Genomic DNA, 15,306 nt, shown 5'->3' with positions numbered 1-15,306 from the left:
GTTAAAGGCGCTTGCACCTTCGAACATACCTTGCATATCGGTCACCTTCCCCGTGTTCCAGTTGGAGAAGCTTGTCTTCCCCGTTAGGGAGATGCATCCGTTGAACATATTGGCCATACCGGTATTGGTCAGGGCACTTAGGTCGGGGGTGTCCGTGGCCTTGACCTCCAGGTTGCTACAGCCGTAAAATGCATTTTCCATGTTGGTCCAGGCTATGCTGCTGCCCCATTGGTCCACGGAAAGCAACTTCTCCTTGTCGCCCCCATCGTTGAAATGTATTCGGGTCAAGTTGCCGGAGGAGGCATTCCTAAGGGCCACTTGTATTTCCCCTGCGGTATGGTTATGAGTAGTGACGTCCACGGTCAGGGACCCAGTCACGGTCTGGGCCGTCAGTTCATAGCTGCCATCGGCGCCCAGGTCCACATCGTAAACCCCGGTGGCGGGGATGGTGATGGAATTACTGTTGGACGAGCTGGATATGGTCGTATCCCAGGTGGTGACGAATACGGTCGTGGGATAGGCTACCACGGTCACCTTGGTATCGCAGCTGGCCGTGTTCCCATCGGGGTCGGTCACCGTAAGGGTCACCGTGTTATCCCCAAGGTCGGTGGTATCAAAACTGGTTTTTGACAGGCCCAGGGAAATCCCGCAGCCATCGCTACCGTCGTTCACCAGGTCGGGATCCAGGGTGGCGGTGCCGTTGGCACCCAGTCGGATCGTTGCTTCCTTACATGCCGCCGTAGGTTCGGGAATTTGCGGGCTGTCGCCAGTTATGGTGAAGGTCAGTGCGGCACGTTGGATAGCGGCCTCGCAGTAGACCAGGCCGGAGGCCCCGATGGTGGACGTATTGTTAAGGTCCTGTTCGTGCCAACCGATGATCGTGTTGTCCCAACTGTCCATGGAGAGTCCACTGCCGTCGAGCATACCACCGCCATTGGTCAACTTCTCTAGGTTCCACCCCCCCAGATTCTGGTCAAAGGCAGTTGCGTTCTGGAACATGTCGCGCATATCTTCCACCCCGCTGGTGTTCCAATCACCGATGTACCTGTTAAAGACACTTGCACCGGAAAACATGGCGTTCATATCGGTCACCTTGGCCACATCCCAGGAACCGATGTCCTGGTCAAAGACGGTTGCATTCTGAAACATGGATTCCATATCGGTCACCTTGGCCACATTCCAGGAACCAAGGTCCTGGTTAAATGTACTGGAGCTAGTTACCCTACTTGATACGCCAAACATGAGTTCCATATTGGTCACATTACTGGTGTTCCATGACCCAATGTCCTGGTTAAAGGCAGTTGCGTTCCAGAACATTTCCCGCATATTCTCCACACCTCCCGTGTTCCACAAACTGATGTCCCGGTTAAAGGCAATTGCGCTGACAAACATTGAGGCCATATCGGTCACCTTACTGGTGTCCCAGGAACCGATGTTCCCGTGAAAATTGGTTGCCCCATTGAACATATTGCCCATATCGGTCACATTGCTGGTGTTCCAGGGACCAATGTCCGCATTAAAAGTGATTGCCCTATAAAACATCCCGTCCATGTCAGCAACACTGCCCACGTCCCAACCGCTAATGTTCTGATTGAAGCTTTCGGCATAGTAGAACATCTCGTACATATCGCTCACATTGCCCACATTCCAGGAACCGATGTCCCCATTAAAGGCGATTGCGGTCGAGAACATTTCCCGCATCTTGTTGACATTACTTACATCCCAACTGCCAAGGTTCTGGTTAAAAACGACTGCCTCATAAAACATGTAGCTCATGTCCGTAACCTTGCTTGTGTTCCAACTGCCAATGTCCTGGTCAAAGCTTTCGGTGCCAGCGAACATGCCACTCATATTCTGTATACCGCTTGTGTTCCAACCGGAGAAATTGTCCATAACCGTTCCCTTAAGTGAAATACAATAAGCGAACATGTTGGCCATACTGGTCACACTGCTCAGGTCGGGAACATCAGTTGCCAACACGTCCAAATTGGAACATCCCCAAAATGCATATGCCATGGTGGTCCAGGAGATACTGCTGCCCCATTGGTCCACGGAAAGCAATTTACCCTTGTCGCCCCTATCGTTGAACGCTATCCTGGTGAGCCCCCCGTTGCCGGAGGCGGCATTGCGTAGGGCCACCTGTATCTCGCCAGCGGTGTAGTTATATTGGGTGACATCGATGGTAATGGTCCCGTTCTGGTCCTTCAGTTCATAGCTGCCATCATTGCCCAGGTCAACATCGTAGGTCCCCATGGCGGGTATGGTGATGGAATTACTGCTGGACGTGTCCCAGGTGATCACGAATACGCTTGCGGGATCGTCCTCCCATACGTTCACTGTGGTATCGCAGGTACTGGTGTTGTTATTCCCATCGGTTACCGTAAGGGTGACCGTATGTGCGCCTAGGTCCGAGGCCGTAAAGTCTTTTTTAGACAACCCAAAGGAGACATTCGTACAGGCATCGCTGGAACCGTTGTCCACATCGCCGGTTGTCAGGGTGGCTTCATCGTTGGCGTCCAGTTGAAGCACGACCAACTGCTTGCACAGTGCCTCCGGGGAATCGGTTTCCGCACCGTCACCAGTAATCCTATTATTGGTATCAAACGCTTTACGTTCGTCCACAGCATTGCAGTATTCCAGGCCGGAGGCACCGATGGTGGGAAAGTTGGGATATTGGGAAGCATTGTGGTAACCCTTGTTATACCAACCTTTGATCGTGCTGTCCCAGTTGGCAACGGAAAGTCCACTGCCATTAAGCATATTGGTACCTCCGCCATTGGTCAACTTCGCCAGGTCCCAATTCCCCAGGTCCTGGTCAAAGGTGCTTGCACCAGTAAACATGGAGACCATATCGGTCACCTCGCTGGTGTTCCAGGAACTGATGTTCTGGTTAAAGGCCGTTGCCCCATTGAACATAGAGCGCATATTGGTCACTTTGCCCGTGTTCCAGGAACCAATGTCCTGGTTAAAGGCGGTCGCATTCCAGAACATGAGGCTCATATCCTCCACATTGCCGGTGTTCCAGGAACCGATGTCCCCGTTAACGGCGCTTGCATAGGCAAACATAGAGGACATATCGGTCACACTGCTCAGGTCGGGGGCATCGCTCGCCAGCACCTCCAGATTGCTACAGCCATAAAATGCGCCGGCCATAGTGGTCCAGGCGATACTGCTGCCCCATTGGTCCACGGAAAGCAGTTTCAGCCTATCGCCCCCATTGTTGAACCATATCCTGGTCAGGTTCCCGTTGCCGGAGGCGGCATTGCGTAGGGCCACCTGTATTTTATCGGCAGTATGGTTCGTGAGATTCACGGTAGTTTCATCGGTCTGGTCCGTCAGTTCATAGCTGCCGTCAGCGCCCAGGTCCACATCGTAGGTCCCCGTGGCGGGGATGGTAATGGAGTTACCGCTGGACGTGTCCCATGTGGTCACAAAAACGCTTGCGGGATCGTCCTTCCTTACGTTCACCGTGGTCTCACAGGTATTGGTGTTGTTGTTGGGGTCTTTTACTGTAAGGGTTACCATATTCGCACCAAGGTCAGAGGCTGTAAAATCGGTTTTGGACAGGCTCAAGGTGATTGTGTCCCCTTCGCCGAGGCAGTCGTCGCTGGAACCGTTGTCCACATCACCCGTCGTTAGGGTGGCCTCATCGTTGGCGTCCAGTTGGAGCACGACCCTCTGCTTGCACAGCGCCTCCGGGAGATTGGTTTCCGCACTGTCGTAGAGAATGTTGAGGGTCAGTGCGGCACGCTCGGTGTAGGCCTTGCAGTAGACCAGTCCACTGGCACTAATGGTAACATCATTTTCAAAGTCCTGCCCGTACCAACCAATCAACGTGGCGTCCCAGCTTTCTATGGAAAGCCCACTACCATTGAGCATCCCGACACCATTGATTACTTTTTCCAGGTCCCAACCCCCAAGGTTCTGGTCAAAGGCGGTCGCTCTCTGAAACATATTGCCCATATCGGTCACCCCACTGGTGTTCCAGATACCAATGGGTCCGTTAAAGTTGCTTGCGTTGGTAAACATAAAGCGCATATTGGTCACGCTGCTGGTGTCCCAGGAACCAATGTCCGCGTTAAAGGCGCTTGCACCAAAAAACATACCGTCCATCTTGGTCACACTGCCCGTGTTCCAGGAACCGATGTCCTGATTAAAGGTGCTTGCATCAGCAAACATGGAGGACATATCGGTCACTTTGCCAGTGTTCCAGGAACCGATGTCCTGGTTAAAGGCGGTCGCATTCCAGAACATGAGGCTCATATCCTCCACATTGCCGGTGTTCCAGGAACCGATGTCCCCGTTAACGGCGCTTGCATAGGCAAACATAGAGGACATATCGGTCACCTTACTCAGGTCGGGGGCATCGCTCGCCAGCACCTCCAGATTGCTACAGCCATAAAATGCGCCAGCCATGGTGGTCCAGGCGATACTGCTGCCCCATTGGTCCACGGAAAGCAGCTTCCTCTTGTCACCCGTATTGTTAAACCGAATTCCGTCCAGGGTCCCGTTCCCAGAGATGGCATCGCGGAGGGCCACCTGTATCTCCCCAGCGGAATAATTATGGGCCGTGACATCCACGGTCAGGGACTCGGACACGGTTTGGTCCGTCAGTTCATAGCTTCCGTCATTGCCAAGATCCACATCGTAGGTCCCCGTGGCGGGGATGGTGATGGAGTTGCTGTCGGACGTACCGGTCTTGGTCGTGTCCCAAGTTGTCACAAATACGTTTGTGGGGTCCTCCACGGTCACCAAGGCCCGGCAGGTCTGCGTGTTCCTATTGGGGTCGGTCACCGCAAGGATCACCGTGTTTTCCCCAAGGTTCGAGGCCGTAAATTCGGTTTTGGACACGCTCAACGAAACGGCACCACAGGCATCGCTGGAACCGTCATTCACAAGGGCAGCATCCAGGGTCGCCGTACCATCGGCACCCAGCCGTAAGGCCGCTGCCTTGCACTTGGCCGTTGGCCTGGTGGTTTCTGCACTATCACCAATAATGTTAAATCCCCTAGATTTCAGTTCGGTACGCTGGACGGTGGCTACGCAGTACATCAGGCCATTCGCGCCAATGGTGGGTGTATTGGTAGTATTGGTGAAACCCTGCCTATGCCAACCGATGAGTGTGGCGTCCCAGTTGGCAACGGAGAGTCCACTATTGCTTAGCATATCGTTACCATTTCTCAACCTCCCCAGGTACCAATCCCCCAGGTTCTGGTCAAAGGCAGTTGCACCAGAAAACATGCCGGCCGAACGGTTTAGGCCGCTGGTGTTCCACGAACCGATATCCCGGTCAAAGGTGCTTGCGTTCCGAAACATGAAGTTCATGGTACCCACTTTGCTCACGTTCCAGGAACCAATGGGCCCGTTAAAGGCGCTTGCAGCATCAAACATAAAAGACATATTATCCACGCTGCCAGTGTTCCAGGAACCGATGTCCTGGTCAAATGTGCTTGCGCCCTGAAACATCCGATTCATATCGGTCACGCTGGATGTGTTCCAGGAACCGATGTCCCCGTTAAAGGCTGTTGCGTCATCGAACATATAGGACATATCAATCACCGTGCTTGTATTCCAGTTGTTGAAGCTGTTCGTAGCCGTCCCCGTAAGTACCCTACAACCATTGAACATATCGGACATATCGGTCACACCACTTAGGTCGGGGGTGTCGGTTGCCTTAACCTCCATGTTGTTACAACCATGAAATGCCCCCGCCATGGTACTCCAGGAGATAGCGCTGCCCCATTGGTCCACCGAGAGGAGTTTCTGTCGGTCACCCCCATTATTGAAATGTATTCTGTTTAGGTCACCGTTCCCGGAGACGGCATTACGGAGGGCCACTTGTATTACGCCGCCAGCAGTATAATTATGGTCGGTGACATCCAAGGTCAGGGACTCGGACACGGCTTGGTCCGTCAGTTCGTAGCTGCCGTCATTGCCCAGGTCCACATCGTAGGTCCCTGTAGCGGGGATGGTGATGGAGTTGCTATTGGACGTACCCGATAAGGTAGTATTCCAGGTGGTCACAAATACACTTGTGGGATCCACCACGACCACTGTGGCCGTACAGGTATGTTCGTTGTTGTTCTTATCGGTTACCGTAAGGGTGACCGTGTTTGTGCCAAGGTCGACGGCTGTAAATTCTTCGGGGTCTACTTCCAGGTCGACGCTCGTACAGGCATCGCTGGAACCGTTATCCACGGAAGCGGAATCCAGGGTGGCCGTGCCATCGGTCCCCAGCTCAAGTTCCAGTGCATTTGTCCTGCACCGGGCCGTTGGCGCGGTATCCTCCGGGCTGTCATCGACAATGTCAAAACCTTCAGATTTCAGTTGGGAACGCTCGGCAGTGGCCTTGCAGTAGGTAAGCCCATAGGCCCCGATAGTGACATCGTTGGTGAAGCCCTGGTTCTCCCAACCAATAATAGTGTTGTCCCAGTTCGTTATGGAGAGCCCACTGTTTTTGAGCATGTTGGCACCACTGCTTAGCTTCTTTAGGTCCCAATTCCCCAGATTCTGGTCGAAGGCACTTGCGTCTTCGAACATGGAAGGCATAGTGGTCACCTGGCTAGTGTTCCAGGAACCGATGTTCTGGTTAAAGGCGCTTGCACCATTGAACATGTTGGCCATAGCGGTTACATCGGCCACATTCCAAGAACTGATATTCTGGTCAAAGACTCTTGCGCCATCGAACATGCCGGCCATATTGGTTACACCGGCCACATCCCAGAATCCGATGTTTTGGTCAAAGGCGCTTGCGCCATTGAACATATTACCCATATCGGTCACTTTGGATACATTCCATGAACCGATGTTATGATCAAACGCGCTTGCACCGGCAAACGTATCGGCCATATCGGTCACTTCGCTGGTGTTCCAGGAACTGATGTTCTGGTCAAAGACGCCTGCGTCATTGAACATGCCAACCATATCCGTCACTTTGGATACATTCCATGATCCGATGTCCTGGTTAAAGGCACTTGCGCCATTGAACATATTGCCCATATTGGTAACCTTAGCCACATTCCAGGAACCGATGTCCCGATTAAAGGCACTTGCATCCCTGAACATGCCATCCATATCAGTAACCTTGCTGGTGTTCCAGGTGGAGAAGCTTGTCGTCCCTGTAAGTTCTGTAGATCCGTTGAACATATTGGCCATACTGGTATTGGTCAGCCCATTGAGGTCAGGGGCGTCCGTTGCCTTGACCTCCAAATTGCTACAGCCATGGAATGCACCGGCCATGGTGCTCCAGGATATCCCTCCCCATTGGTCCACGGAGAGCAACTTATCCCTGTCCCCTCCATTATTGAACTGTATCCCGGTCAGGATCCCGTTCCCGGAAGCGGCATCGCGAAGGGCCACTGCTATCTCCCCGGCGGTATAGTTTTCGTCAACTACATTAATGGTAACGGGCCCGGTCTGGTCCGTCCGTTCATAACTGCCATCATTGCCCAAATCCACATCGTAGGTCCCTATGGCAGGGATGGTGATGGAGTTGCTGTTGGACGTGCCGGTGTCGATGGTCGTGTCCCAGGTGGTAATAAAAGCCGCGAGATCTACCACCGTCACCGTGGCGGGACACTCCGCCCAGTTCCCATTGGGGTCGGTCACTCTTAGGGTCACTGTTTTTGTACCAATATCCACAGGCGTAAAACTGCTTTGTGACAAACTGAACGAGACCCCGCCACAGGCATCGCTGGAACCATCGTCCACAGAAGCGGGATCCAGGGTGGCCTTGCCATCGGTCCCCAATTGGATTTCCAGCGTATTCGTCTTGCACCGGGCCGTCGGTTTGGTCGTTTCCGAACTGTCTCCACTGAAGTCGACGGTATTATCATCTTCCAGCTCGGTACGCTCGACAGTAGCCGTGCAGTAAACCAATCCGGAAGCGCCGATGGTTACATTGCTGATGAGATCCAAGCTGTGCCAACCAATCAGCGTGGCGTCCCAATTGGCAACCGAGAGCCCACTGTTGCTGAGCATACTGGTACCCGTGGTCACCTGCCCCATGTCCCAGGAACCCAAATTCTGGTCAAAGGCGCTTGCATTGAAAAACATCCAACCCATATTGCTCACCTTGGCCACGTTCCAGGAACTGATGTCCTGATCAAATATACTTGTGCCGGTTGCACCATTTGGTATGGCGAACATCCAGGTCATATTGGTCACCTCGGACACGTTCCAGGAACCGATGTCCCGGTTAAAGGCCGTCGCGTTCAGGAACATGCCCTCCATATCGGTCACGCCAGTGGTGTCCCAGGAACCGATGTCCCCGTTGAAGGCCTTCGTGTAGGCAAACATACCGGACATATCGGTCACACTGCCAGTATCCCAGGAACCCAGATCCTGGTCAAAGACATCCATAGCCCGGAACATGTTGTCCATATTGGTCACCTTGCCCACGTTCCAGGAACCAATGTCCTGGTCAAAGGCAATGGCAAAGCGGAACATCCAGCCCATATCCGTCACCCCGGCCACATTCCACGAACCGATGTCCGCGTTAAAGGCACTTGCAGCGGAGAACATAGTATTCATATTGGTCACGTTACCGGTGTTCCAGGAACCGATGTCCTGATTAAAGGCGGTGGCACCAGTAAACATCTCGCTCATATCCCTCACCCCGGACACGTTCCAGGAACCAATATCCCCGTTAAAGTTGCTTGCACTGTAAAACATATTGGACATATCGGTCACGTTGGACACGTTCCAACCGGAGAGGCCCGTGGTCCCTGTAAGGGAGCCACAGGACCTGAACATACGGGACATATTGGTCACCCTGCTCAAATCCAGGGCATCGGTGGCCTTGACCTTCAAATTCCCACAGCCATGGAAGGCGCCCTCCATCGTGCTCCAAGAGATGCTGCCCCAGTGATCCACGGAGCGCAATTTTCGTCTGTCACCCCCATTGTTGAAGTATATCCTGGTCAGGGGATCGGTGTCCGCACTATGGATGGCCACTTCTATTTCCCCAGCAGTATAATTATGTTCGGTCACATTTATAGTGGTGGTCCCGGTCTGGTCCATGAGTTCAAAGCTGTTGTCATTGCCCAGGTCCACATGGTAGGCCCCTGTGGCGGGGATGGTGATGGAGTTGCTGTTGGAAGTGCCGGACTCGGTCGTGTCCCAGGTGGTGACGAACAGGTTTTCGGAACGGAAGGTTACGGTCACCGTGGTCTGGCAGTCATCCGTGTTTCCATCGGGGTCGGTCACCGTAAGGGTGACCGTGTTGTCACCAAGGTCGTCCGGCGTAAAGCTGCTTGGGGATACGCTTAACGAGACGTCCCCGCAGGTATCACTGGAACCGTTGTCCACAGAATCGGCCGTAAATTCAGTTCCCAGTTCAAAGGTCGCTGTCTTACATCGTGCCACTGGTCCGGCAGTATCCGCGCTGTCATCGGTAATGTTAAAACCTCTTAATATCAATGCGGAACGCTGGGTAGTGGCAATGCAGTAGGTCAGGCCGGAGGCCCCAATGGTCACCGCGTTGGTAAATCCCTGGCTGTTCCAACCGATCAAGGTGGCGTCCCAATTAGCAACCGAGAGCCCACTGCCATTGAGCATATCAGTGCCATTAGTCACCTTTGCCATATCCCAATGCCCCAGGTTCCGATCAAAGGAAGTTGCATCATAAAACAGGTAACGCATATTGGTCACGCTAGCCGTGTTCCATAAACTGATGTCCTGGTTAAAAGCGATTGCCTTATAAAACATACCGTCCATACGGGTCACGCTGGCCGTGTTCCACAAACCAATGTCCTGGTCAAAGACCGTGGCGCCATTGAACATACCCCACATACTGCTCACGCTGCTGGTGTCCCAGGAGCCGATATCCTGGTCAAATGCGCTTGCGTTCCGGAACATGAAGTCCATATAGGTCACGCTGGAAACATTCCAGGAACCAATGTCTGTATTGAAAGCACTTGCGTCAGAAAACATGTTTTTCATATTGGTCACACTGCTGGTGTCCCAGGAACCGATGGCCTGGTTAAAGGTGCTTGCGTCGCTAAACGTGCCCTCCATATCGGTCACATTGCTGGTATTCCAACCGGAGAAGTTGTTCGTCGCCGTTCCCTTAAGTGAGCTACATTCTGCGAACATCCAGCTCATATTGGTTACATTGCTTAGGTCGGGAACATCGCTTGCCAGCACATCCAGATTGGAACATTGGAGAAATGCTTCCTCCATAGTGCTCCAGGAGATACTGCTGCCCCATTGATCCACCGAGAGCAGCTTCAGCTTGTCGTCCGTCTGATTTAGGGCGAAACGTATCCCGGTCAGGTTCCCGGAACCGGAGGCCGCATTGCGAAAGGCCACTTGTATTTCCCCTGCGGCATAGTTATGTTCAGTGACATTTACGGTAATTTCAGTGGTCTGGTTCAATAGTTCATAAGTACCGTCATTGCCCAAATCCACATCGTAGTTCCCCGTAGCGGGGATGGTAATGGAATTGCTGTTGGAGGTTCCGGACTTGGTCGTATCCCAGGTGGTGACAAATACACTTGTGGGATCCTCCACGGTCAGCGTGGTCGTGCAGGTGTTCGTTTTGTTGTTGGAGCTGGCTACCGTTAGGGTCATCGTCTGCGTGCCAATATCTTCGGTCGTAAAGCTGGTTTGGGGCAGGCTTAGTGAGATACTTCCGCAGCCATCGCTACCCTTGTCCACAAGGTCGGTCGTCAGCGTGGCCGTACCGTTGGTGTCCAACCGTAGTGTCACCTCCTGTTGGCACTCGGCCGTTGGCTGGGCATCTGATAGGCTGTCGCCGGTAATGTTGGTCATTGCAGCACGCTCAGTGTAGGCCTTACAATAGGTCAGGCTTGTGGCACCGATGGTGGGGGTGGTGAAATCCTCGGCATGCCAACCGATAAGCGTAGTGTCCCAACTGTCCGAAGAGAGTCCACTATTATCGAGCATATTGGCGCCATTGGTCAACGCTCCCAGGTCCCATGTGCCAAGGTTCTGATCAAAGGTGCTTGCACTATTGAACATGTAACCCATATCGGTTACCTTAGCCACATTCCAGGAACCGATGTTCCCATTAAAGGCACTTGCCCCATTGAACATGTAACCCATATCGTCCACGCTGGCCGTGTTCCACAAACCGATGTTATTCTGGTTAAAGGCACTTGCCCCATTGAACATATTGGCCATATCGGTTACCTTGCCTGTATCCCAAGATCCGATGTTCTTGTTAAAGGTACTTGCCCCCTTAAACATGCTATCCATATTGGTCACCGTGCTGGTGTTCCAATTGGAGAAACGGTTTGTCGTAATCCCCCCAAGTGACGTACAGCCATCGAACATATTGGCCATATTGGTCACGTTGACCAGATTGGGGGCATCGGTGGCCTTGACATCCAGATTGGTACAGCCGTAAAAGGCATCTTCCATAGTGCTCCACAACATATTGGTGCCCCATTGGTCTACCGAAACCAGCTTCTGCCTATCACCCCCGTTCGACGAATCACCGAAGTTTATCCTGGTCAGTCCACTGGTATCAGAGTTATGACGAAGGGCCACCTGTATCTCCCCTGCCGCGTAATTGTTACCGTCGGGGTCGGTATAGTTGGTGACATTTACCGTAATTTCATCGGTCTGGTTGAACAGGTCGTAATCCCCATCATTGCCAAGGTCCACATCGTAGTTACCTGTGGCGGGGATGGTAATGGAATTGCTGGTGGAGGTGCCAGATTTGGTCGTGTCCCAAGTGGTGACAAAATGTGCCGTTCCGGAATAGCCCACGTTCACCGTGGTCTGGCAGGTGGCGGTATTGCTGTTGGGGTCGGTCACCGTAAGGGTCACTGTGTATACGCCTGTACTAGTAAACTCGTATTGGGACAAGCTCAGCGAGACAGGTCCACAGGCATCTCCGGAATCCTTGTCCACATCATCAGCCGTCAGAGTGGCTTTGTAGGTGTCGCCGAATACCAGCCATAACTGCTCCTCACAATTGGTTGTCGGTGGGTCATCCTCAGCGCTGTCACTAATGTTCAAGGTCAGTCTTGCACGCTCTTGGTAGGCCTTGCAATAGACCAGGCCGCCACCGCCGACAGTGACGGTGTTGGTGAAGTTCTGCTTGTCCCAACCTATGATCGTGGCATCCCAGTTGTCCACGGACATCCCCGTATTATCGAGCATTTTATCTGCTCTGGTCACCTGCTGCATGTTCCAATTGCCAAGGTCGTGGTCAAAGGAGGTGGCGTTCCGGAGCATGGCACCCATATTAGTTACACTGCTGGTGTTCCAGGATCCGATGTCCTGGTTAAAGAGGTTTGCACCCTGAAACATGGACCCCATATTGGGGACAGTGCTTACATTCCAGTTGGCGAAACTAGCATTCCCCTTGAGTGATTTACAGTCGATAAACATGGCGGACAGCCCTGTACCTCCTCCCGTGTGCATGTGGGATTCGCTCAGGTCGGGGACATCGGTCGCCAAAACGTCCAGATTGGTACAGCCCGCAAATGCACTACTCAAATTGTACCATTTTGTACTGCCCCATTGGTCCACGGATAGTATCTTCTCCTTGTCATTCTCCTCATCGTCGAACCAAATCCTTATCAATGTGCTCCATCTGGTCCCATTTGCTGGCTGGCCATCAGTATTACTCCGTATGGCCACCTGTATTTCCCCTGCCTCATAGTTCTTACCGTTAGGGTCGGTATAGGTAGTCACATCTATGGTCAAGGGCCTGTAGACACTACCTCCATGTTTCGTCACTTCATAGCTGCCATCATTACCTATATCCACATCGAAGGTCCCGCCGAAAGGGAGGCGGAGGGAGTTGCTATCAGATGAGTCACTACTGGTTTTGGTCGTATCCCAGGTGGTGATGAAGTTATCCGAGGAATAGGCGCCCAGTGTCACTTCACTTGTGCAATCAGCTGTCCTACGGCTATTGTCAGTCACCGTTAGAGTCACTGTCTTCACACCAGTGCCCGTAAGGCTGCTCGGAGACACGCTCAACGAGGCAATTCCGCAGGGATCGCTGGAACCGTCATCTATAAGGGCGGGATCCAGGGTCACACTCGCGTTGGGACCCAGCCGCATCGCCGCGTCCTTACATCTGGCCGTTGGCTTGGTGGCTTCCGCACTGTCCCCAACGAAGTTGACGCCATTACTTATCAGCGCGGCACGTTGGGTACTGGCCGTACAGTAGACCAAAAGATGAGCGCCGATGGTTACATTGTTGTTGAAGCCCTGGCTGTGCCAACCGATGAGCGTGGCGTCCCAGTTGCTTATAGAGAGCCCACTGTTGGCGAACATCCCTATGCCACTGCCCAGCGCTCCCAGGTCCCAATTCCCCAGGTCCTGGTCAAAGGCGACTGCACTATTGAACATGGAGTTCATATTGGTTACGCTGCCCGTGTTCCAGGAACCGGTGCCTTCGTTAAAACTGATGTCCTGGTCAAAGGCACTTGCAGTCTCAAACATGGAGTTCATCTTGGTCACCTTGCTGGTGTTCCAGGAACCAATGTCCACATTAAAGGAGCTTGCCCAACTGAACATACCTTCCATATTGGTCACCTCGGCCGTGTCCCAGGAACCGACGTCCTCGTTAAAGGCACTTGCACGGGAAAACATATAGCGCATACTGGTCACTTTGGCCGTGTTCCAGTCGGAGAAGCCCGTTGCTCCCGTGAGTGAGGTACACCCGCGGAACATATTGCCCATATCGGTCACCCCACTCAGGTCGGGGGCATCGCTCGCCTCGATCTTCAGATTGGTACAGCCCCAAAATGCACCCACCATACTGCTCCAAGCTATACTACTGCCCCACTGGTCCACGGAAAGCAGTTTATCCTTATCCCCTCCATTGTTGAAATTTATCCGGTCCAGGGTCCCGTACTCAACGAGCCTGTTCCCGGAGGCCGCATTGCGGAGGGCCACCTTTATCTGCCCCGCCGTATAGTTGTTACGAGCAGGGTCACCATAGTCAATATATTTGGTGACATCTATCTCGGTGGGTTCGGTCAGGCCGAACAGGTCATAGGTGCCATCATGGCCAATGTCCACATCGTAGGTTCCGCTGGCAGGGATGGTGATGGAGTTGCTGTCGGACGAGCCGTCACTGGTTTTAGTGGTGTCCCAGGTAGTGAGAAAAGTGGCAGGATCCACCACCGTCACCGGGGTGGTGCAAGTCGATACCATGCCGGAATTGCCGGTCACCGTAAGGGTCACTATCCTCGTACCCGAAGTCCTAAAGCTCCACTCGGATATGACCAAGGAGGCAATCCCACAGGCATCACTGGAACCGGTGTCCACCCGATAGTTGGTAATGTTGGCAAGGCCATTGGAGTTAAATCCCAAGGTAATCCCAGAATGACATCGGGCGGTCGGAGCACTGGTTTTCGGACTGTCTCCAGTGAAGTTGACGGCATTGTCCTCTTTCAACTCGGCACGCTCGATGCCAGCCGTACAGTAGACCAATCCGGAAGCTCCGATGGTTGTATTACTGATAAGATCTTGGTTGTGCCAACCTTTGAGCGTAGCATCCCAATTGTCCACGGAAAGCCCACTGTTATCGAGCATTCCGGTGCCATTGGCCAACGCCGTCAGGTCCCAATCCCCCAGGTCCCGGTCAAAGGCGCTGGCGCCAGAGAACATCAAGCCCATGACCCACACACTGCTGGTATTCCAGGAACCAATGTCCGCATTAAAGGAACTTGCACCCTCAAACATACCAGCCATAGTGACCACCCTGCCGGTGTTCCAGGAACCAATGTCCCCGTTAAAGGAACTTGCTCCATTGAATACGTTTTGCATAAAGATTACCCCAGCCGTGTTCCAGCTGGAGAGGTCCGTTGCTTGTGTAAGTGAGGTACACCATTGGAACATGCTTTCCATACTGGTCACCTTGCTCAGGTCCGGGGCATCGGTTGCTTTGACCTCCAGATTGGTACAACCTCTAAATGCACCGGCCATGTTGCTCCAAGAAATGCTGCTGCCCCACTGGTCCACCGAGAGCAGTTTCTGCTTATCACCCCCATTGTTGAAATATATCCTGGTCAGGGTCCCGGAACTCGCATTGCGAAGGGCCACTTGTATCTCCCCGGCGGTATGGCCATAGGTGGTGATATTCACGGTAGTGGTCCCGGTCTGATCGAACAGGTCATACGTGCCATCATTGCCCAGGTCCACATCGTAGGTCCCCGTAGCGGGGATGGTAATGGAGTTATCATTGGAGGGGCCCGAATTGTTCGTTTTCCAGGTGGTGATGAACTCACTTTGGGCAAACAGGCCCGTGCTGGTCCCTAAGCATATTAAAAAGATGAATATAGGGCTCAGGCCCATGGGGTAATTTGCTCTCAT

At 53.1% G+C, this 15,306-nt stretch carries 1 protein-coding gene (only partly in view); it reads right to left on the bottom strand.

Features of this window, described 5'->3' with window-relative positions:
* A protein-coding gene (locus L0P88_RS15510; protein WP_247130846.1) for a BspA family leucine-rich repeat surface protein crosses the window boundary here: on the bottom strand, positions 1-15,306 show its 5' portion. The gene continues 13,479 nt to the left of window position 1, outside the view; the window shows 15,306 of its 28,785 coding nt (coding positions 1-15,306); its start codon is at positions 15,304-15,306; its stop codon lies beyond the left edge, outside the window.

Source organism: Muricauda sp. SCSIO 64092, from assembly GCF_023016285.1.
GTDB lineage: Bacteria > Bacteroidota > Bacteroidia > Flavobacteriales > Flavobacteriaceae > Croceivirga.
The sequence above is the reverse complement of the archived record's forward strand: the minus strand, read 5'-3'. Positions and strand labels throughout refer to the sequence as shown.